This is a genomic window from Ornithinimicrobium cavernae (assembly GCF_003121625.1).
In the GTDB taxonomy this organism is placed as follows: Bacteria; Actinomycetota; Actinomycetes; order Actinomycetales; family Dermatophilaceae; genus Ornithinicoccus; species Ornithinicoccus cavernae.
Genome location: NZ_QDDJ01000002.1, coordinates 86,417 through 109,672 on the forward strand (window position 1 = coordinate 86,417; position 23,256 = coordinate 109,672).

The 23,256-nt window shown below is 70.6% G+C and carries 24 protein-coding genes; 18 read left to right on the forward strand and 6 right to left on the reverse strand.

What is annotated here, in order from left to right; translation table 11 throughout:
- Positions 1–19 precede the first annotated feature (19 nt).
- Genes narH through DA085_RS02190 form a run of 7 tightly spaced genes read left to right on the forward strand, consistent with a single transcriptional unit; the run spans position 20 to position 5,931 of the window.
- On the forward strand, positions 20–1,771 hold the full coding sequence (narH, locus tag DA085_RS02160; protein WP_109471295.1) for a nitrate reductase subunit beta: 1,752 nt from the start codon (positions 20–22) through the stop codon (positions 1,769–1,771).
- Positions 1,771–2,547 carry a nitrate reductase molybdenum cofactor assembly chaperone gene (gene narJ / locus DA085_RS02165; protein WP_109471296.1) on the forward strand — a complete coding sequence of 259 codons (777 nt, stop codon included), beginning with the start codon at positions 1,771–1,773 and terminating at the stop codon, positions 2,545–2,547. Before narH ends, narJ begins: the two co-directional genes overlap by 1 nt.
- Complete coding sequence (gene narI, locus DA085_RS02170) at positions 2,544–3,281, forward strand: respiratory nitrate reductase subunit gamma (RefSeq protein ID WP_109471297.1); 738 nt, start codon at positions 2,544–2,546, stop codon at positions 3,279–3,281. The genes narJ and narI overlap by 4 nt, the downstream gene beginning before the upstream one ends.
- Complete coding sequence (gene moeB, locus DA085_RS02175; RefSeq protein WP_202619072.1) at positions 3,274–4,422, forward strand: molybdopterin-synthase adenylyltransferase MoeB; 1,149 nt, start codon at positions 3,274–3,276, stop codon at positions 4,420–4,422. The genes narI and moeB overlap by 8 nt, the downstream gene beginning before the upstream one ends.
- Entirely contained in the window at positions 4,422–5,075 is a 654-nt protein-coding gene (gene mobA / locus DA085_RS02180) for a molybdenum cofactor guanylyltransferase (RefSeq protein ID WP_109471299.1), read from the forward strand. Before moeB ends, mobA begins: the two co-directional genes overlap by 1 nt.
- Before the next feature lie 33 nt (positions 5,076–5,108).
- A complete protein-coding gene (locus DA085_RS02185) occupies positions 5,109–5,348 on the forward strand; it encodes a MoaD/ThiS family protein (protein WP_109471300.1) in 240 nt (79 codons plus the stop codon).
- The gene (locus tag DA085_RS02190) at positions 5,341–5,931 is read left to right on the forward strand and encodes a GNAT family N-acetyltransferase (RefSeq protein ID WP_109471301.1); all 591 of its coding nucleotides are present in this window, start codon (positions 5,341–5,343) and stop codon (positions 5,929–5,931) included. Before DA085_RS02185 ends, DA085_RS02190 begins: the two co-directional genes overlap by 8 nt.
- Positions 5,932–5,942: 11 nt before the next feature.
- On the opposite strand, the gene DA085_RS02195 is transcribed toward DA085_RS02190, so the two are convergent.
- Both DA085_RS02195 and DA085_RS02200 read right to left on the reverse strand, forming a co-directional pair.
- Positions 5,943–6,443 (reverse strand): hypothetical protein, encoded by a 501-nt coding sequence (locus DA085_RS02195; RefSeq protein ID WP_109471302.1) that lies wholly within the window; start codon positions 6,441–6,443, stop codon positions 5,943–5,945.
- A gap of 74 nt (positions 6,444–6,517) precedes the next feature.
- A complete protein-coding gene (locus DA085_RS02200) occupies positions 6,518–7,666 on the reverse strand; it encodes a methyltransferase domain-containing protein (RefSeq protein ID WP_337189756.1) in 1,149 nt (382 codons plus the stop codon).
- Between the two features lie 34 nt (positions 7,667–7,700).
- On the opposite strand from DA085_RS02200, the gene DA085_RS02205 reads away from it, so the two are divergent.
- Entirely contained in the window at positions 7,701–8,525 is an 825-nt protein-coding gene (locus DA085_RS02205) for an alpha/beta fold hydrolase (protein WP_109471303.1), read from the forward strand.
- A gap of 7 nt (positions 8,526–8,532) precedes the next feature.
- On the opposite strand, the gene DA085_RS02210 is transcribed toward DA085_RS02205, so the two are convergent.
- The 3 genes from DA085_RS02210 to DA085_RS02220 form a co-directional block, all read right to left on the reverse strand.
- A complete protein-coding gene (locus DA085_RS02210) occupies positions 8,533–8,952 on the reverse strand; it encodes a GNAT family N-acetyltransferase (protein WP_202619073.1) in 420 nt (139 codons plus the stop codon).
- Between the two features lie 9 nt (positions 8,953–8,961).
- Positions 8,962–9,318 (reverse strand): single-stranded DNA-binding protein, encoded by a 357-nt coding sequence (locus DA085_RS02215; protein WP_109471304.1) that lies wholly within the window; start codon positions 9,316–9,318, stop codon positions 8,962–8,964.
- A 102-nt stretch (positions 9,319–9,420) separates the two neighbouring features.
- On the reverse strand, positions 9,421–11,235 hold the full coding sequence (locus tag DA085_RS02220; protein ID WP_109471305.1) for an alpha/beta hydrolase: 1,815 nt from the start codon (positions 11,233–11,235) through the stop codon (positions 9,421–9,423).
- 110 nt (positions 11,236–11,345) lie between these two features.
- On the opposite strand from DA085_RS02220, the gene DA085_RS02225 reads away from it, so the two are divergent.
- The 10 genes from DA085_RS02225 (at position 11,346) to DA085_RS02270 (ending at position 21,495) form a co-directional block, all read left to right on the forward strand.
- Positions 11,346–12,191, forward strand: coding sequence for an ABC transporter ATP-binding protein (locus tag DA085_RS02225; RefSeq protein WP_109471306.1), 846 nt, complete (start codon positions 11,346–11,348; stop codon positions 12,189–12,191).
- 115 nt (positions 12,192–12,306) lie between these two features.
- A complete protein-coding gene (locus DA085_RS02230) occupies positions 12,307–13,356 on the forward strand; it encodes an ABC transporter substrate-binding protein (protein WP_202619074.1) in 1,050 nt (349 codons plus the stop codon).
- Positions 13,353–15,485, forward strand: coding sequence for an iron ABC transporter permease (locus DA085_RS02235; protein ID WP_109471307.1), 2,133 nt, complete (start codon positions 13,353–13,355; stop codon positions 15,483–15,485). The genes DA085_RS02230 and DA085_RS02235 overlap by 4 nt, the downstream gene beginning before the upstream one ends.
- A 15-nt stretch (positions 15,486–15,500) precedes the next feature.
- A complete protein-coding gene (locus DA085_RS02240; RefSeq protein ID WP_109471308.1) occupies positions 15,501–16,412 on the forward strand; it encodes a siderophore-interacting protein in 912 nt (303 codons plus the stop codon).
- Between the two features lie 57 nt (positions 16,413–16,469).
- Positions 16,470–17,438 (forward strand): glutaminase A, encoded by a 969-nt coding sequence (glsA, locus tag DA085_RS02245; RefSeq protein ID WP_109471309.1) that lies wholly within the window; start codon positions 16,470–16,472, stop codon positions 17,436–17,438.
- 235 nt (positions 17,439–17,673) lie between these two features.
- Positions 17,674–18,003 (forward strand): hypothetical protein, encoded by a 330-nt coding sequence (locus tag DA085_RS02250; protein ID WP_154402073.1) that lies wholly within the window; start codon positions 17,674–17,676, stop codon positions 18,001–18,003.
- A gap of 93 nt (positions 18,004–18,096) precedes the next feature.
- A complete protein-coding gene (locus DA085_RS02255) occupies positions 18,097–18,663 on the forward strand; it encodes a nitroreductase family protein (protein WP_109471311.1) in 567 nt (188 codons plus the stop codon).
- Positions 18,664–18,667: 4 nt separating this feature from the next.
- Positions 18,668–19,495, forward strand: coding sequence for a class I SAM-dependent methyltransferase (locus DA085_RS02260; RefSeq protein ID WP_109471312.1), 828 nt, complete (start codon positions 18,668–18,670; stop codon positions 19,493–19,495).
- Positions 19,492–20,574, forward strand: coding sequence for an acyltransferase (locus DA085_RS02265; protein WP_109471313.1), 1,083 nt, complete (start codon positions 19,492–19,494; stop codon positions 20,572–20,574). The genes DA085_RS02260 and DA085_RS02265 overlap by 4 nt, the downstream gene beginning before the upstream one ends.
- A 336-nt stretch (positions 20,575–20,910) precedes the next feature.
- On the forward strand, positions 20,911–21,495 hold the full coding sequence (locus tag DA085_RS02270; RefSeq protein WP_109471314.1) for a dihydrofolate reductase family protein: 585 nt from the start codon (positions 20,911–20,913) through the stop codon (positions 21,493–21,495).
- 58 nt (positions 21,496–21,553) lie between these two features.
- Here the strand turns inward: DA085_RS02270 and DA085_RS02275 are convergent, their stop codons facing one another.
- Positions 21,554–23,155: an alkaline phosphatase D family protein gene (locus tag DA085_RS02275; protein ID WP_109471315.1), complete on the reverse strand. Its 1,602-nt coding sequence runs from the start codon at positions 23,153–23,155 to the stop codon at positions 21,554–21,556.
- Positions 23,156–23,256: the final 101 nt, after the last annotated feature.

Sequence of the window (23,256 nt, forward strand, 5' to 3'; positions counted from 1 at the left end):
CCAGGAAGAGGAGCAACACATGAGAGTCATGGCACAGATGGCCATGGTCATGAACCTGGACAAGTGCATCGGGTGCCACACCTGCTCGGTCACCTGCAAGCAGGCCTGGACCAACCGCAGCGGCATGGAGTACGTCTGGTTCAACAACGTCGAGACCCGGCCCGGCCTGGGTTACCCCCGGTCCTACGAGGACCAGGAGGAGTGGAAGGGCGGCTGGGTGCGCACGCCCGCGGGGCGGCTCAAGCTCCGGTCGGGGGGCCGGCTCAACAGGCTGCTCAACATCTTCTCCAACCCCAAGATGCCCTCCATCCAGGACTACTACGAGCCCTGGACCTATGACTACGAGACGCTGCTCAACGCCCCGGCCCAGGAGAACTTCCCGGTGGCCGTGCCGCACTCGCTGATCTCCGGCAAGCAGATGAACGTCGAGTGGTCGGCCAACTGGGACGACGACCTCGGTGGCAGCCGACAGCACGCGGCCAAGGACCCGATGCTCAAGGGCATCGAGGACAAGGTGAAGATGGAGTTCGACGAGACCTTCATGTTCTACCTGCCGCGGATCTGCGAGCACTGCCTGAACCCCAGCTGCGCGGCCGCCTGCCCCTCCGGTGCGATCTACAAGCGCGAGGAGGACGGCATCGTCCTGGTCGACCAGGACAAGTGTCGCGGCTGGCGCATGTGCGTGACGGGCTGCCCCTACAAGAAGGTGTACTTCAACCACAAGACCGGCAAGGCCGAGAAGTGCACCTTCTGCTATCCGCGCATCGAGGTCGGCATCCCCACCGTGTGTGCCGAGACCTGCGTCGGCCGGCTGCGCTACATCGGGCTCATGCTCTACGACGCCGACAAGGTACTTGACGCCGCCTCGGTCGAGGACGACCACGATCTCTACGAGGCTCAGCGCGCGGTCTTCCTCGACCCCCACGACCCCGTGGTGCAGCGCGAGGCCGAGGCAGCAGGGATCCCCGGTGACTGGATCGAGGCGGCGAAGAAGTCCCCGGTGTGGAAGCTGATCAGCGAGTACAAGGTCGCACTGCCCCTCCACCCGGAGTACCGCACCATGCCGATGGTCTGGTACATCCCGCCGCTGTCGCCGGTCGTGGACGTCATCAAGGACACCGGCTACGACGCCGAGGACCACGGCAACCTGTTCGCCGCCATCGACGCCCTGCGGATCCCGGTGGAGTACCTCGCCAACCTCTTCACCGCCGGTGACCCGGCCCCGGTCGACCTCGTCCTGCGCAAGCTGGCCGCGATGCGCTCCTACATGCGTGACATCAACCTGGGACGCGACCCCCAGGCGCACATCCCCGAGGCGGTCGGCATGACCGAGGAGCAGATGTATGAGATGTTCCGGCTGTTGGCGATCGCGAAGTACGACGAGCGCTACGTCATCCCGTCGGCGCACGGCGAGGAGGCGCACGCCCTGGAGGAGACCGCCACCGACTGTCCGGTGAGCGACTATGACGACGAGCTGATGGAGCTCTCCGGACCGTTCGGCGAGGGGTCCGGCCGCGGTTCTGCCACCCCCGTCGCGGTCGAGAACTTCCGGATGCTGCAGACCCGGCAGACCTCCGACACCCTGGTCGCCGGTGGGGCCAAGCGGGGTCGGGTCAACCTGCTCAACTGGGACGGCAAGGGGGTGCCGGCCGGGATGTTCCCGGACAGCGAGAAGGATGCCTCCGTCGCGACGGTGGACGGACCCGCCCAGCTCGACGGACCGCACGCCCGCCCCGACAACACCGCCGGCTCGGACGGGAAGGTGACCTGATGCTGCCCTGGCGGCGCCACCGGCGCACCGCCTCCCGGCTCGAGCCGCGGGTCCAGGCCGACACCTGGCAGCTGTGCTCGCTGCTCCTGGACTATCCGGAGCCGGCCCTCGTGGAGCGCCTGCCGGTGCTCCGGGAAGCGGCAGCCGCCCTGTCCTCGCAGACTGCTGAGCCGCTGGGGCGGTTCCTGGACCACGTAGCCTCCACCGACCTTGGTGTGCTGCAACAGGATTATGTCGACACCTTTGACGTCACGCGCAAGTGTGCGCTGCACCTGACCTACTTCCTGCACGGTGACACCCGCAACCGCGGGGTCGCCCTGGTCCAGTTCAAGCAGCTCTATCGTCAGCACGGCGTCGAGCTCTCCGACAACGACGCCGAGCTGCCCGACCACCTGGCAGTCGTCCTGGAGTTCGGCGCCGCAGTCGCCCCGGACGCGGCCTGGAAGGTGCTCAACGACCACCGGGTGGGCATCGAACTGCTCCGGAGGGCACTGTTGCACCGGGACTCGCCCTGGGCCGACGTTGTCCAGGCGGTGCGGGCGACCCTGCCCGAGCTGCAGGGCGACGACACCGAGGCCCTGGCACGGCTGATCGCCGAGGGGCCGCCGCAGGAGATGGTCGGCCTGGACGACGCCGCGCTCAACGCGCCGTACGCGATCGACCCGGCCCTCGACGAGCTCCGCACCCCGCCGGCCGGCGGATGCGGCGACGGTACCGACCCCGCCGACACACGGCATACTCTCGGCCCGACCATCCCCGTAGGAGCCCCACAATGAGCACCTTCCTCTGGGTGATCTTCCCCTACATCTGCCTGGCGATCTTCGTCGTCGGGCACGTGTGGCGCTACCAGTACGACAAGTTCGGGTGGACCACGCGCAGCTCCCAGCTCTATGAGAGCAAGCTGTTGCGGATCGGCAGCCCGCTGTTCCACTTCGGGATGCTCGGCGTGGTCGCCGGCCACTTCCTCGGCCTGGTCATCCCGCAGAGCCTCACCGACCGGCTCGGGCTGAGTCACGAGGCCTACCACATCATCGCGCTGGCCGGGGGCATTCCGGCCGGCATCGCGGCCGTCGTCGGCCTGGCGATCCTCGTCTACCGCAGGCGCACCGTCGGCCCGGTGTTCTCGGCGACGACGGTCAACGACAAGGTGATGTATGCCGTGCTGGCCTTGGTGATCTTCCTGGGCATGTGGAACACCATCGCCGGCAGCCTGCTCACGATCGGGGGCGAGTACAACTACCGCGACGGCGTCTCGCCGTGGTTCCGCCAGATCTTCTGGTTCCAGCCCGACGCGTCACTGATGGAGGGCGCACCGTTGGGGTTCCAGCTGCACGCGTTCCTCGCCTTCGTGCTGTTCGCGATGTGGCCGTTCACCCGCCTGGTGCACGTCTTCAGCGCGCCGATCGGCTACTTCACCAGGCCCTATATCGTCTACCGGAGCCGCGACAGCCGCCCGGGGGCGGCGACCGGGACGCGGGCACCGAAGCGCGGATGGGAGAAGGTTGGCTGACCTGCTGCCCGTCCCGCCCGTCGGTGAGCTCTCGCCGGAGCAGCTGACCCGCTACTCACGGCACCTGCTGCTGCCCGGGATCGGGATCGAGGGGCAGAAGCGCCTTGTCAACGCGCGGGTGGCGGTGGTCGGGGCGGGCGGGTTGGGGTCCCCGGCGCTGCTCTACCTCGCCGCGGCGGGTGTCGGCCACCTCACCGTGATCGACGACGACGAGGTGGACCTGACCAACCTGCAGCGTCAGGTGATCCACCGGGACAGCGACATCGGCACCGCCAAGGTCGACAGCGCGGCCCGTGCCGTGCACGACCTCAACCCCCTGGTCACTGTGACGACGGTTCGCGAGCACCTCGATGAGCACAACGTGCGCGGCCAGCTCGCCGGCCACCACGTCGTCCTCGACGGCAGCGACAACTTCGCGACCCGCTACGTGGTCAACGACGCCGCGGTCGCGCTCGGGCTCCCACTCGTCTGGGCTGCCGTCCTGCGCTTCGATGCCCAGGTCACGACCTTCCTGCCGCGCCAGCTCGCCGGCGACGCGGCCGTGCAGCTACGCGACCTGTTCCCGGTCCCGCCGCGACCCGACGACGTCCCCAGCTGTGCGGAGGCCGGCGTCCTCGGAGCGATGGTCGGCCAGGTCGGGTCGATCATGGCGGCCGAGGCAGTCAAGCTGATCACCGGCACCGGCGAACCACTCGTCGGTCGCGTCCTGCTCCTCGACGCCCTGACACAACGCACCCGCGAGATCGCGCTCCGGCCGGCCGGCTCGGACGCGGGGGCCGCCCCCCGAGGCTGGCTGCCCGAGACGGGGGAGAGCCGCGGAGTCGTCGCGATCCGTGAGATGCGCCCAGAGCAGGTGCGGGCCCACCTCGGCGAGCTCCAGGTGATCGACGTGCGCGAGCCCGGTGAGCACGCTCTCGGCACGCTGCCGGGTGCCCGCACGCTCCCGGTGGGCGAGGTGCTCAGCTGGGAGGACCGCTCCGCGGTCGGCGACGGCCCGGTGGTGTTCTACTGCAAGACCGGCCCGCGGGCGGGTCGGGCCGCCCGCCACCTCGTGCACCTGGGGCATCCCGACGTCCGGGTCATGGCCGGCGGGATCCTCGGCTGGATCGACCACATCGACCAGAGCCTGCCGAGATACTGATGATCGGGCAGACCGCAGCGCCCTCGACCGTGCCGGAGCACGACCTCCTTGTCCTGGCCGGAGGCGCGGGCTCCCGCCTCGGAGGTGTGGACAAGGCCGGGCTGGTCGTCGGCGGACGCCGGTTGCTGGACCGCGCCCTGGATGCGACGAAGGGTGCCCGCCTCGTAGTCGTGGTGGGGCCTGTCGTGGTCCCGGAGGGTGTCCTGCAGACCGTGGAGGACCCGCCCGGCGGCGGGCCGGTGGCGGGGATCGTGGCCGGGATGAGGGTCCTGACGCGCGCACCGGAGACCGGCCGAGGGCCGGGCACCGGGGGACCGGCGCCGTGGACCGTCCTGCTCGCGGTCGACCAGCCCGAGGCGGCCCTGGCGGTGCCGGGGCTGCTGTCTGCAGCGGCGACGGTCGGACCTGACGTCGACCTGGTGTGCCCCGTGGACGGGTCGGGGCACCCGCAGTGGCTGCTGGCGGCCTATCGCACCCCGGCACTCACGGCGGCCCTGCGCGACGTCGGCACCGGCCACGGCACGTCCGTGCGCCACCTGGTCTCCGGGTTGAGGTCGGTCGCCGCCGGGCCCAGCACCCATGTGGGCGACATCGACACCTGGGAGGACCATGCCACCTGGCAGGCACACGTCCGCGAGCGCGAGGGTCTCTGAGAGACTGGGAGCCGAGAGCCAGGAGGAGGACACGTGGCCACGGTTCGATACTTCGCCGCAGCGGCCGAGGCAGCTGGGATGGATCAGGAGCAGGTGACCGCGACCGATGTCGGTGCGCTGGTCACCGGACTGGTCGAGCGGCACGGTGAGGTCCTGGCGGACGTGCTGCGGCGCAGCTCGCTGCTGTACGAGGGCCGTTACGTCTCCGACCACACCACGGCCCTGGCGACCGACGCGGTCGTCGACGTGCTGCCGCCGTTCGCCGGTGGCTGACCGGGCGCAGCTGAGCGGGGCGGTGGTCCTGCGCCGGTGCGGGCCTGCCGAGGCGCTCGAGAACTCTGGACGCCTCGCTGAGATCTATGGTCTGGCGCTCGGGGCGCGGGCGGAGCCGTCGGAGCACTTTGCGGCCACGTTCCGCACCTGCATCCAGACGTACGACGGCGCGACGGTCCTGGCGGCCGTGTCCGGGGGAGGGGAGGGGCAGATCGTCGGGTTCCTGTACGGCTACGACCTGCAGCTGCAGCACTGGTGGCCCCAGGAGGTCGCGGGACCGCTGCGCGCTGCCGGGCACGGCGGGTGGCTCAGCGACGCCTTCGAGCTCGTGGAGCTCCAGGTGCACCCTGCTGCCCAGGGCCGAGGCGTCGGCACCGCGCTGCTCACGCGGCAGCTCGTGGAGATGCCCCATCGCCGCGCACTGTTGACGGCCGACCCCGAGGGCCGTGCCCGGGTGCTCTACCGACGACTGGGCTTCCGCGATCTGGTGCCGGACTTCGCCTACGCGGGCACTGCCCACCGGGCGGCACTGATGGGCTGGGAGCGCGCCACGGTCCCACCAGCAGGTCGCACCGGGGGCTGACCCGCGTCGACCTAGCCCGTGTCCGCCTGGTCGTCGGCCTGGGCGCTCCGTTCGATGTGTTCGATGGCCAGCTGGATGGTCTGGGTGGGGGCTCGGTGGTCCGCGTGGCAGAAGATGCTGACCCGTGCGGGGCCGACCACCCAGTGGGAGACCTCGCTCGGTGGCCGTCTGCGGTCGTAGGCCTTCTCTGGCGCTCCGTGGACGGCGGCGAGCTCGTCCACCGCCTCGCCGTAGACGCGTTGGACGTCCTCCGCCCGCCCGATCCCGAGGGCGTGGAACCCGACCAGTGCGTCCTGGAACTCGTGGACGATCAGGTAGTCGGCGGCCACGTCCCGCTCACCGGTCAGCCGGAACGCCTGACCGGTGTGGCCCGGCGCGACCTCGCCCCGAGCGAGCTCGAGCCGGTCCAGGAAGGCGTCGATGGCCCCCTGGGTGACTGGCCACTCACCATCCAGCACGCTCCGCACCAGATCGAGGAGCATGCTGGCAGTGGGCAGTCCCTTCTTGACCATCACCCCACCGTATGGCGCGTGGTCGCCGGTCGCATGTCGTGACGGACCCGGCAGCGCCCCTGTCGGGGCGGTGCTCAGGCCCGGTGCAGGAGGGTGAGCACCTCCAGGTGCGGGGTCTGGGGGAACATGTCGAAGAGCCGGCTGTGCACGGGGACCAGGGAGGGCATGGCCGCGAGGTCGCGCGCCAGGGAGTCGACGTTGCAGCTGGAGTAGAGCACGTGCTCGGTCCCCGACGCCTCGAGCCAACCGGCCAGGTCCGCGCCGAGCCCGCGCCGTGGCGGGTTGACCACCACGAGGCCGGGAGGTGCCCCGCGCAGGTGAGTCGTCGCGTCGCCGGTCTCGAAGCGCGCTGCCCCCGGCAGCTCGGCGGCCGCCGACCGCGCGCTCTCCACGGCCTCTGCGGAGATCTCGATGCCCAGCACGTCCCGCGTCGACCCATCGGGCCGGAGCACACTGTGCAGGGCGAACCCGCCGACCCCGCAGTACAGGTCCCACAGGGACGCGGGGTCCACCTCGTCGATCCAGGCGCGCGCCTGCCGGTACAACCCCGCGGCCACCGAGGTGTTGGTCTGGAAGAACGAGCGGGTCCGCAACCGGAGACGTACGTCGTTGACCTGCATCGGCAGCTCCTGCGACTCCGACAGCACGATCTCCTCCGCACCCTCGAGCACGGCGGCGTGCACGGGCTGCAGGTTGACCGAGACGACGCGCAGACCGGGCAACCGCTCCAGCAGCTCGGGCAGGCCACGCCGGATGCGTCCCACCTGCCCGGGGGAGCGGAGCACGAACCGCAGCATCAGCTCCCGGTCCGGGGAGTGGGTGACCAGCACGTGCTTGAGTTCGCCGCTGCGGCGGGCTACGTCATACGGCACCAGACCGAGGCGGCCGATGAGGTCGGGCACCTGAGCCACCACACCGGCCAGGCCGGCCTCGTAGAGCCCGCAGTGCCGCAGGTCGACACCGGCACCGTCCCGGTCGAGGATGCCCACCGTCGGATCCTCGCGGGTGCCGCCCACCACCAGCTTGGCCTTGTTGCGGAACCCCTCCGTCCGGCTGGGGAACGGCTCCTCCCACACCAGGTCCGGGGCAAACAGCCGGAGGGCCTCTGTGCAACGCCGCTGCTTGTCGGCCAGCTGCTCGCGATACGTACTGCCCATCAGCGCGCACGACCGGCACTCCCCGGCATCGAAGTAGTCGCACTGCATGATCTGGGCGACTGGCACGAGGCCAGGGTAGTGGCCACCGTAGGGTTGGGCTGTGTCTGTTGCTGCCGAGAGCCCCTCGATCCACACCACACCGGTCGGCGCCGCGCCCGAGGCCGGGTTCGGTGGTGCGTCGCGCCGGATCGTCTTCCTCCACGGACTGTTCGGCCAGGGCAAGAACTTCACGAGCATCGCCAAGGCCCTCCAACCCGCGTTCGCCTCGCTGCTGGTGGACCTGCCCAACCACGGTCGCTCCGACTGGACCACACAGGTCGACTTCGAGCGGATGGCCGACACGGTGGCCCAGCAGCTCCGTCGCGGGTTCGCCGCCGACGGTCCCGTGCACCTGGTGGGCCACTCCATGGGCGGCAAGGTCGCGATGGCCCTCACCCTGCGTCACCCGGACCTGATCGATCGTCTCGTGGTCGTCGACATCGCACCGATCGCCAGCGCCGACATGGGCGAGTTCCGGCACCTGCTCGGGGCGCTGGCCACGCTCGACCTGACCGACCTGCCCAGTCGGACCGAGGCCGACGCCCGCCTCACGGAGCTGATCCCCAACCGGGCCACGCGGGGCTTCCTGCTGCAGAACCTCCGCTCGGACGGCGACGGCTGGCGCTGGCAGGCGAACCTCGACCTGCTGCTGCGCGACCTGCCGGTCATCGGCGACTACGTCCCCTCGGGTGACCCGTTTGACCGGCCGGTCCTGTGGGTGGCGGGGGAGCGGTCACGCTACATCGGTCCGGAGTCCGAGCCGACGATGCGCGCCCTGTTCCCGCGCACCGTGCTGGTCACGGTCAAGGGGGCGGGGCACTGGGTGCACTCGGAGAAGCCGGAGGCGTTCGTATCCGCGCTGCGCACCTTCCTCTCCGCGGAGTAGGTGCAGGTCAGCCGTTGGCACGGAGGGCGCGGATCGCCTCCGGGAACCGCAGGCCGGCGCCGCCGAACGTGGTGAAGCCGAGCCGCTCGTAGTACGGGAAGAGCTCCGGGTCGCAGCACAGGTCGATGGCGTACATCCCCTCGAGCTCGGCGACGACGCGCCGCACCAGCTCGGCGCCGATGCCCTCGCCCTGGTGGTCCGGATGCACCTCCAACCACGGGATGAAGGCGTTGAGCACACCGTCGGAGAGGGCGTTGACGTAGCCCACCACCCTGCCGTCGCGGATCGCCCACACCCGCCGGTAGCTGCCGGCCATGACCTCGATCAGCTGCTCCGGGGTGGGCGGGCTCGGCCACCCGACGAAGAAGCCGGAGATCATGTCCGGCGTGACGCGTTGGTTCTCGGTGAGGTACTCGACGGGAGGCACACCGTGAGCCTACGGTCGGACGCGGCGCAACCTCCTCGCCTCCACCTCGTAGCGGGACACCCTGCCCTCACCGGCGGCGTAGAAGCGCCGGTGCAGGCTGCCCTCGACGTCCGCGACGTCGTCGACCGCCAGCCGCAGGGCTGCCGCCCGGGTGCGGGCGCTCCAGCAGGCGACCTCGATGGCGTCGACCTGAGTCCGCCCGCCCCGACCCCGCGGCGACCGACGGGGGATGACGATCCGTAACTGGACGACCTCGTCACCGCTGGGCAGGGTGCGAGCCTCCGGTCCCCAGCTCACGCGACCCACCAGGTGGATGGTGTTCACGCTCTCGACCGATGGGGCGTTCGTGCTGGGCTGCGGGCTCATGCTGCTCACCCTGGCCGGTGCGGGACCCCGGCGGTGTCGACAGGTCTGAGTCTGTGGACGGCAGTCACGGACGCGGAAGGCTGTGGACGGACCTCGGGCAGCTCAGCGCTCCAGCACGAGGGCGTCGATGGCGGCGACGAGGTGGGAGTAGTCGGCCAGTGGGTCGAGCCCCAGCACACCGGCCCAGAGCGGGACCATCTCGTCCCGGTACTCGTGCCCGTGGCCGGCGGGCACGTCGACGGAGAGCGGCATGTCACTCGCGATCTGCCAGAACGTCACGTATGCCGACCAGCTGAGGTCGGGTGAGACGTCCCGGCCGACCTTCTCCCGGAGCCAGTCCGGCTCCTGCCACAGGAGGTCCCAGGACCACCACACCACCGGGTCGGAGGCGTGCTGCGCGTAGACCACGCGCGGCTCCTCCCACTCCACGAACGGTGCGCCGTAGAAGTCCTCGGTCAGCTCCCGCGGGCGGGTGGCGAACCTGATGTGTCGTCCGTTGTCGATGACCGGTGCGATCTCGGGGCTCCCCTGACGCCGGCCGGCGGTCAGTGAGCTCCACAACGGCGTGAACCGTGGTGTGCCCGCCCAGAGCGCACCGTCGACCCGCGCCAGCAGGTCCTCGGCGTCGTCGAAGGCGCCCTGCCCCCCGAAGGAGCCGAGGGACTCACCGCTGACGTAGAGCCGTGGGCGCTCGTCCTCGGGAAGCGCCTTCACCTCCGCCTCGACCGCCTCGAACAGCGCCCGGCCGGCACGGGGAGGCGTCTCCCGGTCCGAGAGGTAGGCCAGCCCGCTGGGGAAGTAGCTGTACTGCATCGACACGGTGGCCACGTCGCCTCCGGTCAGGAACTCCAGGGCCTGCACCGACCACTCCTGGACGAATCCGGTGCCGGTGGTGGTCGCCACGTTGATGACCGACCGTTCGAGTCCTCCCGCCCGGACGAGCTCAGCCACCGCGGCCTCGGCAGCGTCCTCGACATCGTCGTGCGCGGCCTTGCCGGCGTAGGCGCGGATCGGCTCGAGCGCGGGCTCTCCCGTGGTCCGCTCGATATCCGCGGCCCGCGGTCCGTCGGACACGAACATCTGGCCCTCGCGACCGAGGCTCTCCCAGGACTCGTGGGACCGCGGGCTGCCGGTCCGCTGGGGCTCGGTCGGACGGGAGCGGCCCTCGGGGGTGCTGTCGTTGACCTGCGTGGCCCTACCCAGGGCCCAGTTCATGCCGCGCTGGTAGATGACCTGGTTGCTGACCAGCACCAGGAGCAGCGCCACGATGACGGCGGCGGCCACGGGCGCGACCAGCGGTGGCAGGACCGGGCGCACCAGGCGCCGGACGCCGTGCCAGAGCCGGGCGACTCCCCGCCCGATGAGCAGGATCAACCCGAAGAGCAGCACCCCGGCAAGCACCCCGACGAACTGGCTCAGCGCACCACCGCGTGGGACGCCGGCCATGATCGAGATCTGCTCCTGCTGGTGCAGGCTCCGGATCCAGACGATGCCGCTGACCACCACGAGGAACACCAGCCAGAGCGTGCGGAAGGTCCAGTCGGACCGGGCGTTGACCTCGACCCTCAGGTCCGTGCGGCGCGCGAGCCATGACGCGAACCGACCGAGCACGCTGCCGAGGGCGTAGCCGTAGGCGAGACTCACGCCGACGTTCACGGCGGTCATCCACCAGGCCCGGGGCAGGAGGCTGGGCGAGAGGGCCACCCACAGCGTGATGAGTCCCAGGGTGAGTCCGGGGACCGAGAGGTGGCGCAGGACGTGACCGGACTGCTTCTCCGGCGGCTCGGGGTAGACGGAGTGGGGTGTTCCCCTGACGGGCAGCCGCAGCGGGTTGTAGGGCGAGGGCCTGGTCAGGCGTGCCCCCACCGCTCGCGGGTTGATCGCCGTGGCGCCCCCGGCCCTGCGTGCCTCGGTCACACCCGGAAGCGTAGTGGTCTGATGCCACGCGTCCCGGACGTGCGTCGTGTGACCACGCTCACCCCGGGAAAGTGTGGTGAGGACACCCTAAGTATGGATAGCCTAACCTTATGACAGTTCACGGTTCGGCAATCGCTCCCGCCCTGCAGGGGGACGGGCTGCACCTATCCTACGGCAGCCACAAGGTGGTCCACGGGGTCGAGCTGTCCCTCACGAGGGGACGGGTCACCGCCCTGATCGGCCCCAACGGCTCCGGCAAGTCCACGGTGCTGCGGTCCCTGGCCCGGTTGCACCGTCCGGACTCAGGCACCGTCGCCCTCGACGACGTCCCTGACGCCCTCGCCCTGCACCCCAAGGGCTTCGCCCGACGGGTCACCATGCTCTCCCAGAGCCGCCCCACACCGGGCGGCGTCACGGTGCGTGATGTCGTCACCTTCGGGCGCCACCCCTACCGCGGTCGCTTCCGCACGGCCGACCCCGACGGTCCGCGCACGGTGGAGCACGCGATGGAGATCACCGGCGTCAGCGACATGGCCGAGCGCGGCGTCGACGAGCTGTCGGGCGGAGAGCTGCAACGCGTCTGGCTGGCAACGTGCCTGGCGCAGGACACCGGTGTCCTGCTCCTCGACGAGCCGACCAACCACCTCGACCTGCGCTACCAGATGGACCTGCTCGACCTGGTCCGGGACCTGGCGACCGGCCACGGCGTGGCCATCGGCGTGGTGCTGCACGACCTCAACCAGGCCGCCACGGTCGCCGACCAGGTGGTCCTGCTGGAGCACGGTGTGGTCCGTGCGGCCGGTCTGCCGGCCGAGGTGCTGACGACCGAGCTGCTGACCGAGGTCTACGGCCTGCACGTCGATGTCTACACACACCCGGTGACCTGTCGCCTGGTGTGTGAGGCGCGGAGCCGGCACGCCGACCGCCACGAGGTCCCGCAGCCGGTCGCCGTCTGACCCGGCGCGCGCCGGGCCACTCCTGCCGGGTCCGTCGCGCCGAACCCGCCCCCCGCACACCGCACCATTCACCGCCCGCCCAGCGGACGGCATACCGACGAAGGAACTCATCAGCATGCGCCTGCCCCGCCACACCCTCGCCGCCAGCACCCTGCTCGTGACGGCCCTCACCCTGACCGCCTGCGGCACCACCGAGGAGGTCGCTCCCGAGCCGGAGGGGGGCACCGCCGACCAGGCGGACACCGACGAGGCCGGGGACTCCGCGGCCGCCACGTCCGGCGGCGACGCAGCGGGAGCGGTCACCTACACCGACGAGCGCGGCGAGCACACGCTGGACGAGCCGGCGGACGAGGTCGTCTCCCTGGAGTGGGGGCTCACGGAGAACCTCCTGGCCCTCGGGGTCGTCCCGGTCGGCCAGGCCGACATCGAGGGCTACAACACGTGGGACACGGTCGCGCCACTGGACCCGGAGGGTGTCACCGAGGTCGGGACCCGGGGCGAGCCAAGCCTCTCGGACATCACCGCGCTCGAGCCAGATCTGATCGTCACGACGACCGACATCCCCGAGAACGTCATTGCCCAGCTCGAGGACATCGCCCCGGTCCTGACCGTCCGTGGCTCGGACAGCGCGGACCCCATCGGCTACATGCGCTCCACGGTCGAGCTGCTGAGCACGGCGACCGGCACCGAGGAGGAGGCCGAGGTCGTGCTCAACGACTTCGACACCGCCCTGGAGGAGGGGCGCGCCGCGATCGCCGACGCCGGCCTGGAGGGCGAGGAGTTCGTCATGGCCGACGGCTGGCTGAGCAACGGCGTCGTGTCGGTCCGGATGTTCACCCCCGGCTCCTACTTCGGTGCTCTCGGCGAGGAGCTGGGCCTGGTGAACGCCTGGACCGAGGGCGGCGACCCGGACTACGGGCTCGCGCAGACCGACGTCGAGGGTCTCACCGCCCTGGAGGACCTGCACTTCATCTACGCCGCGAACGACTCAGAGCCCGATCCGTTCACCGAGGGACTGGCCGACAACGCGATCTGGCAGCAGCTCCCGTTCGTCACCAGTGGCAACGTGCACCGCATCCCCGACGGCATCTGGATGTTCGGCGGCCCCCTGTCGGGTGAGGCGTTCATCGACGCCACCGTGGACACCCTGACCTCCGAGGGGTGAGCAGCACCAGCACGCGACCTGTGACCGACCTCGTCCCACAGACGGGGCGCTCCGGCGCGCCCGAGCGGGCGCCCCGCCGCCCACGCGTCTCGTTCACCGGAATCACCACCGCCTTCCTGGTCGTGGTCGGGCTGGGCCTGCTCGTGGCCGCTGTGCACCTGACCCAGGGCACCGCCCAGGTCGGGGCCGGCGACCTGTGGCGCTGGGTGACGGGAGGCCAGGCCGTCGACGAGACGGCGGCGGTGCTGCTGGCCTCACGCGTCCCGCGCCTGCTGGCGGGGGTGCTGGTCGGGATCGCCCTGGGCGTCGCCGGAGCTCTCCTGCAGTCGGTGGCCCGCAACGCACTGGCCTCCCCGGACACGCTCGCGGTGAACGCCGGGGCCTATCTGACCGTGGTCGTTGTCGCGGTCTTCGGCGTCTCCGTGCCGTTCTACCTGCAGGGCACCATCGCCTTCGCCGGGGGTCTGGCGGCCGCGGTCCTGGTGATGGGCCTGTCCCGGGGTGGCGCGGACGGGCCCACCCGCCTCATCCTGGCGGGTTCGGCCATCACCCTGGCGCTGCACTCCCTGGTCACCATGCTGCTTGTGCTCTTCGAGCAGGAGTCCATGGGCCTGTTCGCCTGGGGGAGCGGCTCCATCGTGCAGTCCGGCACCCAGACCCTCACGCTGGCTCTTCCCGTGCTCGTGGTCGGCGTGGGCGCTGCCCTGCTGCTCTCCCGCCGGATGGACCTGCTGGCGCTGGGCGACGACGCGGCCACGGTGCTGGGTATCTCGGCCCGCCGGGCCCGGGTGTTCTCGATCCTGGTGGCGGTCCTGCTCGCGGCCCTGGCGGTCACCGTGGCCGGCCCGATCGGCTTCGTCGGCCTGGCAGCCCCGCTCATCGCCCGCATGGTGGCCCGCCGGGTCCCGGGTCTGGGGCGGCACGCCCTGCTCCTGCCCTTCGCCGCGCTCCTCGGGATCGTGGTGGTGCTCGGGGCCGACGTCGGGCTGCGGCTGTTCATCCCGACGGCGCGGACCACGTCGGTGCCCACCGGGGTCGTCACGAGCGTGCTCGGCGCCGCCCTGCTGGTGTGGTTCGCCCGCCGGCTGCCGGACAAGGGGATCGGGCTGGAGACCTCTGGCCAGCCGGGACGGCCGCGGACGGGCCGGACGTATGCCGTGGTGGCGGTCTCCCTGTCCGTCGCCCTGGTCGGGGCGCTGCTCGCGGCGGTACTGCTGGGCGACCGGCTGATCCTTCTCGGTGACGTCGCCAACTGGGTGAACGGGATCTCGGGGCGGGAAGTCACCCTGGAGCTGGGTCGACGGGTCCCACGTGTCCTGGCGGCGCTGCTGGCCGGTGCGGCGCTGGCCCTGGCCGGCACGATCGTCCAGGCGGTGTGCCGCAACCCGCTGGCCGAGCCCGGGCTGCTCGGCGTCACCTCCGGGGCCGGTCTGGGCGCGGTCGGTGCCCTCCTGCTGGTGCCCGGGATCGGTCTGTGGCCGATGTCCGCGGCCGCTGTCGTGGGCGCCCTGGCCATCACGGCGCTGGTGTTCGCGCTGGCCCACCGCGGCGGGTTGAGCTCGACGCGCCTGGTGCTGATCGGGGTCGGGATGCAGGCCGGCGTGATGGCCCTGATCACCCTGCTCATCGTCGCCACGAGGCCGTGGGAGGTGAACCTGGCGCTGACCTGGTTGGCGGGCTCGACCTACGGCCGCACGATGGAGCAGCTGGTCCCGGTCGCCCTCGCCCTCCTGGTCATCACCCCGGTCGCGGTGCTGGTCCGTCGGGAGCTGGACGTCGTGGCGCTGGACGAGGACACTCCTCGACTCCTCGGGGTGCCCCTTGACCGCATGCGTCTGGTGCTCCTGGGCACTGCGGCGCTGCTCACGGCGGCAGCCGTGGTCGCCACCGGTGTGGTGGCATTCGTCGGGCTGGTCGCCCCCCACGCGGCGCGAGCGCTCGTCGGTGCCCGCCACTCCCGGGTCATCCCGGTCGCGATCCTGCTCGGCGCCATCCTGGTCTCCGGGGCGGACACGTTGGGCCGATGGGTCCTGGCGCCGGTGCAGGTCCCGGCCGGCGTGGGCACCGCACTGCTGGGCACCCCCTACTTCATCTACCTGCTGTGGCGCAGCCGCGGCCGCGACACCTGAGCGAGAGGACATCTGATGACCCAGACCACCGCCCCAGCGACCACCACCTGGCGACACTTCGACGTCACGGTCGCCCGCCTGGTGCGGCTGTCGCCCAGCTTCCTCCGGGTCACCCTCACCGGTCCGCACCTGGACGACTACGCCGACCTCGGTTACGACGCCCGGACCAAGCTGATCCTGCCCATCGCCGACGGTCACGTCCACCTACCCCGTGGCGAGGACTGGTACCTGCGGTGGCGCGCGCTGCCCGAGGAGCACCGCAACCCGATCCGTACCTACACCACGCGCGCGGTCCGACAGGAGGTCCGCGAGGTCGATGTCGACGTCGTGCTGCACGGGGACGCCGGTCCCGCCTCGCGCTGGGCCTCCCAGGTGCAGGTGGGGTGGCCGCTGGTCCTGATGGGCCCCAATGCCCGTGCCGAGGGCCCGCACGGCGGCGTGGAGTTCCGGCTGCCCGCGCCCGGTCGGCAGGTGCTGCTGGCCGGCGACGAGACCGCTGTGCCGGCCATCACCACCATCCTGTCCCAGCTCCCGGCCCACACCACCGGTGCTGCCTTCCTCGAGGTGCCCGAGACCGAGGACCGGTGGGAGGTGGCCGCCCCAGACGGTGTCTCGGTGACCTGGCTGGCCCGCGGCGGTCGCCGGCACGGGGAGCTCCTGGTGCCCGCGGTGCAGGGGGCCGCGGGCGCCATGACCCGGGCGCCGCAGGCGTCAGGACAGGAGCCCGAGGACGTCAATGTCGACGAGGACATCCTCTGGGAGCTGGCCGCTCCGGAGGCCGCGTCACCGGATGAGCTCTACGCCTGGTTCGCGGGGGAGGCCGGTGTCATCAAGACGCTGCGCCGCCACCTGGTCCGGGACCTGGGCATCGACCGGCGGTCGGTCTCCTTCATGGGCTACTGGCGCGAGGGACGCGCTGAGGGCTGAGTCTGCGAGAGGGCGGGTGCAGCAACGAGTGCTGGTCCTTCCTGACACAGTGGGCCCATGATCGACCAGCACGTGCAGGAGGACCTCGCCCAGATCCTCGAGGAGGCCCGCGGGATCGGCTGGGGCGAGCCGGCCGACTACCTGCGGGACGTCCAGCGGCTCGATCTGGACGCGCTGGCCGCCGCGGTGTGCAGCACCGAGGGCGAGGTGGTGGGCGTGGGAGACCACGACCGGCCGCTGGCACTGCAGTCGGTCTCCAAGGCGTTCACCTATGCCGTCGCCTTGCAGGAGTGTGGACTGGACCGGGTGCTGGACCACGTGGGGGTGGAGCCGTCGGGTGAGGCCTTCAACGAGCTGTCCCAGCACGAGGACGGCAGGCCCTTCAACCCGCTCATCAACGCCGGTGCGATCATGGCCCAGGCGCTGGTCCCCGGGGACACCCTCGAGGCGCGCGAGGAGCTTCTGCTGGACCGCTACTCGGCGCTGGCGGGGGAGCGGTTGACGGTGAGCGAGGAGGTGCTGCGCGCCGAGCAGGTCCGGGCGGATCGTAACTTCGCCCTCGCCCACATGCTGGCCTCGTCCGGGAGGCTGACCTACGACCCGCACGAGGTGGTCCAGGGATATCTGCGGCAGTGCTCCGTCGAGGTGACGACCACGCAGCTGGCGGTGATGGGCGCGACCTTCGCCGGCGGGGGTCGCAACCCGGTGACGGGGGAGCGGATCTTCGACGAGCGGGTGGTGCAGCAGACCCTGTCGGTGATGCTGACCTGCGGGATGTACAACGCGAGCGGGCGGTGGGTCACCCAGGTCGGCATCCCTGCCAAGAGCGGAGTCTCCGGGGCGATGCTCGGCGTCGTCCCGGGAGCGCTGGGTCTGGCGACCTGGTCGCCCAGACTGGACAGTCACGGCAACTCCATCCGCGGCGTGGAGCTGTTCCGCCGGCTGAGCGACCGTTGGGACCTGCACGTCCTGCGCCACCGTGAACCGCTCAGCCAGGCCGGTGACGACGGCCGGGGGAGCGTGTGACCTGTGCGCCGAACCTGACCCTGACCGTGGTGCCGGGGCGGCCGTGCTCGCCGGCACCCTTTTGCTTCGCCGACCGGCGCACCACGTTGTGGCTATGTGGCCGTTCAGGGCGCGCCGGAAGTTCACCCGGTCCGGTGTCGGGCCCGCCGGGGAGGGACGCACCGAGACAGCAGGGTCGAGTGAGGCGGCGTGCAGCTGCCCGGGGCCCCACGACCGGTCCTGGCGCCGGCAGATCGTGGCCCCGTCGACTTCGTGGAGCGACGAGGGGCCGACCCCCGAACCGGTCACCTTTGGTGAGCTGGTGGAGATGGAGGCCATCACCGTCACGCCCTTGACCGACGAACAGGACGTCCATTTCATGGTGTGGGTCGGGGACGAGGCGCTGCTGCACCACGACGACGACGCGCCGCTCCAGCTGGACGACGCCCTGGCCGCCCAACCAGGTATCGAGCAGGTCGACTGGGAGGACCGTGAGGTCCTGATGGTCACTGCTCCGGACCTGTGCGACACGGCCCTCGAGGCGGCTGTCGCGGCGGCACTTGCCGATCCACGGGTGCGTTCCTGAGAGAGCACCCTCAGTGGGGTGAGCGGGCCCGCGCCCAATCCAGCGGCGCTCACGGAAGGGGAGTGCGTGGTGCCCGCAGGGCATGATGGGTCGATGGCCTCTCCTGCACCGGACCCCCTCGCCGCCCTGCGGAACCTGCGCCAGTCGCGCAGGTTCCTCCCGACGCCGGTCCCGCAGGACGACCTGGTGCAGCTGCTGGAGGTGGCCCGCTGGACGGGCAGCGCAAAGAACACCCAGCCCTGGCACCTGGTCGTCGTGACCGACCGGGAGACCAACGCGGCGCTCGCCGGATACGGCGACTTCACCGCCTTCCTCGAGGGTGTGGCCGCCTCGATCGTCGTGGCCGTCGAGGGGGAGGGCCGTTCGGTGGCCTACGACGACGGCCGGCTGCAGGAGCGCGTCATGCTGGCCGCCGACGCTCTGGGCATCGGCAGCGGCACCGCCTGGTTCAGCAGCCCCGAGACGCGCCAGCAGGTCCGCGAGCTGCTGGGGATCCCGGCACACCTGGAGCCGTGGTCCGCGATCGGCCTGGGCTACACGGACACGTCCCAGGCCCAGGCCTCGCCGCAGCTGTCGGGACGCAAGCCGATCGAGGAGATCGCCAGCTGGGGTCGGTACGGCACCTCCGCAGCGCCTGACGCCCCTCGTCGGGCAGGCTGACGACATGGACACCGGCGACTCGACGACGGCGCGCCCGACGCGTTACACCCACGGGCACGAGGTGGCCACCCTGGCCTCGCACGGCAGGCGGACGGCGGCGAACTCGGCGGCCTATCTCCTGCCCGTCCTGGAACGCGGCATGCGGTTGCTCGACGTCGGCTGCGGACCAGGGACCATCACCCTCGATCTGGCCGAGATCCTGGCTCCGGGGCAGGTGGTCGGTCTCGAGAACGTCGAGGCCCCGCTGGTCGCGGCGCGGTCCGCCGCGCAAGCGCGTGGCGACGCGCGAACCCAGTTCCGGACCGGTGAAGCGCTGGACCTGCCGTTCGATGACGACTCCTTCGATGTCGTCCACGCCCACCAGGTATTGCAACACCTGTCCGAGCCGGTGCGTGCGCTGCAGGAGATGGCGCGCGTGTGCCGACCCGGTGGGTGGGTCGCCGTTCGTGATGCCGACTACGCGGCCATGGCCTGGCACCCGGAGCTGCCAGAGCTCGAGGAGTGGCGCACGCTCTATCGCGCCGTGGCCCGGGCGAACGGCGCCGAGCCCGACGCCGCGCGGCGGCTGCGCGCGTGGGCCCTGGCGGCCGGGTTGGAGGAGGTGAGCCTCACGGTGTCGGCGTGGAACTACGCCGACACCGAGGCGTGCCGGTGGTGGGGGAACAGCCAGGCAGACCGGTATGCGGGCGCGACCTTTGCCGAGCAGGCGGCGCGACAGGGTGGCACGGCCGAGGACCTCGAGCGGATCGCCGCAGGGTGGCGCGCCTGGGCCAGTGCCCCGGACGCGTGGTTCATGATCCCCAACGGTGAACTGCTCGCCCGGATCAGGTGAGTCCTGACCCGGCGGGCCAGGGGAGTGGCGGACCGCTCGCCTGGGTGACCTGGCTGCGCATCGTGGCGATCTATGCGGTCGTGATGATCCACACGGTGGGATCGACGGCCGCTGGTCCCGGGTCGACGACCACCGTGGACGGTTGGGTCGCCCGGGCCCTGGATTTCTCGCTGATGTGGGCGGTGCCGGTGTTCGTCATGCTGTCCGGGGCGCTGGCGCTTGACCCCCAGCGATTTCGGGGGACCGGCGCCTATCTGCGCAAGCGCGTCTGGCGGTTGGTGCCGGCCATCGTGTTCTGGAACGTCGTATACCTCGCCTATCTCATTGCCACACAGCCGAATTGGGGTGAAAACTGGCGAGACGCGCTCGGTCTCGTACTGGTCGGGGGAGTCGCGCCACACCTGTACTTCTTCTGGATCGTGCTCGGACTCTCCGTGATCACCCCGGCCCTGATCCCGTGGGTGGCGAAGGCGTCACGCCGGGCCTGCGTGACAGCAGCTGTCGTCGCCTGGTCAGTGCCGGTCCTCTCGATGTGGCCGCTCCTGCCTAGAGGCGGGCAGCTGGGCGTCGACGAGTCGGCGTGGACGTGGTGGATTCCCTACCTGGGGGCCTACCTCATGGGCTGGGCCCTGCGCGGGGTCCTGGTGCCCACGGTGTTGATCCTGCCCGCCGTCCTGGCCGTGGTCTGCCTGATGGCGCTACTCACCTGGGAGTGGAACAACCCGGCGGCGCCTGAGTGGGTCACGAGCTGGCTCGGGGCGCACTACTACAGCCCGGTCGTAGCGGTCCTGTCCATCCTCATCGTGCTGCTCACGCAGACGCTGATCCGCCCGGACGGAGCACTGAGGGCGCTCACGGCACCTTGTGCGATGCACTGGGCCACACCGCTGGGTGAGGCCACGATGGGGATCTTCGCCCTGCACTTCCTGGTGCTGATCGTGGGGACGACCCAGGGATTCCTCGGAACGCCCGAGACAACCTGGCCGGTGCTTCTCCTACGCTTCGGCGTAGTCAGTCTGGTCACTACCGCGGTGGTGCTGCTCATGCGGCGGGTGCCCGTGGTCCGAAGGGTCATGTAATGGAGCGCCAGTGTCTTGCCGCCTACCCTTTCCAGGCAACTTGACATAATGTGCCTTATCGGCACTAAACCGACTCAGTCAGGGGCACGTTCCGCTACACCTCCAGCACCCGGACTTCGTAGGCGCGGAAGCGTGCGTCAGCCGTGACGATAATCAGGCGTTCGCTCCTCGCCTGGGCGATGAGCGAGCTCGGTCTTGGCCTGTCCAACGTTCACCGTGGTCATGACCTCAGTGCACCCACCTGGCGAAGCCTGGACAAGCATCAGCCAGGCCGATGAGGTTTGCGGGTAGCGCGGGTCAGTCCTCACACACGAGACCCCAGACCAGGAGCGCGTCATGACCGCTATGTACACCTTCGACATCTTCGCCAGCCTCGACGGATACGGCTCCGCGACCGAGGACTGGGGCGGCTACTGGGGCAAACAGGGACCGGAGCTGCTCGCCCACCGACTCGACCTGTATGACGACGTGCACATGGTCTTCGGCGCGACCACCTTTCGACAGTTTGTCTCCATGCTGGCGTCCAGCACTCCGGACTCCGACGTGCGGGACCCCTGGGTGACCAAGATGGTGCGGTCGCCGGCAACCGTGGTGTCCTCGACGCTCGATGAGCCGCTCGACTGGCCGGACGCCACCGTGGCCCGGGGCGACGCGGTAGCCGTCGTCACACGGCTGAAGGAGGAATCCGACGTGCCGCTGCGATCTCACGGCAGCCTGTCGCTCAACCGGGCCCTGATGGCTGCCGGCCTGGTTGACCGCCTGCAGGTGACGATCTTCCCCGTCCTGACGGGACAGACCGGCTCGGACTCGATCTTCGCAGGTGCCGCAGACTTCGACCTGGAGCTGCTGGACAGCAGAACCCTGGACCATGACATCCAGGAGCTCACCTACCGGCCCGCCCTGCACCAGCCGACCCCGTGACGGCCAGGCCAGATTGCCGACGCACTGTCTAGGACTCAACCAAGACAGTTCCGTCGGATCAGCTGACCCGGTGGGCACCCACCTGACCCGACTCGACCCGGAACCTGCCCGCGGACCACACCGGCGCATCCGCACGCGTGACGTCGTCGCCGACGAAGAACTCGCTGACCCACTCCGTGCGGTTCACGGTGCACTGCAGGTAGCCACGCTGCGGCGCGCCGTCCGTCACAAAGGTGGCACGCTCGATAGTGGTGCCGGTGGCGTCCGTCCGTGAGCCCGTCTCGATGAGGTCGGCCCACTTCGGGTCGCCGCCCGAGCTGACCGGTGGGCAGATGAACTCCGTCGCCACGAAGTCACTCGTGTAGTCGTCGTGACGACGCACACCGTTGACCATGCCACAGTGCAGGTCACCGGCGAGGCTGATGCGGTTGGGCCGCTGTGCCAGTACTGCCGTCATGGCCTCGCGGTCAGCCGGCGTGGAGCACCACTCGATGCCGCGCTCTCCGAACACCGCCATGGGCACCCCACTGGCCAGCGCGGTCCACGTCGCCTGGCTCTCCCCCACCCAGCCCAGCACCTGCTCGGCCTGGTCCTGCCCGAGCAGGCTGCTGCCGTCGATCCGGCGGTGCTGCCGGACGTCCGCAAGCACCAGGTTCAGATGGCGTCCCCACCGCACCTGGCGATGCAGCTCGAGCGTGCCCTTGCTCTCGTTGTTGACCTGACCGTCCACCATGGTGCCGACGGGCCGGGCCCGCATCGGGATGTTCTCCCAGTAGGCCTGCAGGGCCGCGTTGAACCTCCGGTAGCGCCCCGGAGCGATCGTGCCGCCGTAGACGTCGTTCCACCACTCGTGGTCGTCCGGCACACCGAAGAACGGGTAGTTGCGGTGGAAGTCCTGCAGGTCGGGACGAGAGCGGTACCACGCGTAACGCTGACGGTAGGCGGTCACGTTGTTGCACACCTTGTCCAGGGCACGCGCCTCGTCACCCACCGACCACGAGCTCGCGAACTCGTACATGTAGTCCCCCACGAACACACCGAACTGCGGCAACGGGCCGGCGTCGATGACACCAGCGGTGCGCTGGCGCTGGTGGTGCTGACCGATGGGGAAGAACTGCTGGCCCCGACCCATGCTCTGACAGGCCATCAGGACGAAGGTTGCCTCGACGCTGGCCTCGGGGTTCGGCGCCGTCCGGGTGAACCCCACACTGGTCCACACTCCCCCGCCCTCGCGAGGCACGGAGAACTCGTACTGGTACTCACCGCCGGGTTCCAGACGGCCGCCACCGTCCGCGGCCTCCACATCGAGGTGCACCGTGTAGCCCTCGTCGGCACGTGCGCCCACGACCCCCGAGTAGCGTCGGTGCTCCACCCGCTCCCCCGGCACCCGACGAGTAATGTTCCAGGCCACCTCGACCACCTCCGGCGCGCCTCCCATCCCGCTGTCCGCGTGGAAGGGCAGCGGTGCCAGTCGGGTCCAGAGGACGACACTGCGCGGGGTCGGATCGCCGGAGGCCACCCCGACCGTGAAGGGGTCGCTGGCGAAGGCGAAGGACACCGGCTCGCTGGCGGAGGCCCGCAGCGGCAGGCCGATGGCGGCGGTTGCCGCAGTGGCGCCCACCACCTTGATCAGTCCGCGGCGGGTCAGGTCGGTCGTCATGGGGCGGGCCTCTCCCTCGAAGGTCTGGATGCTCGACCAGTGATACCGACCGCAGGAGTCGCCGCCCCGACCACAGGGTGTCCGACCGACAACCGCACGGT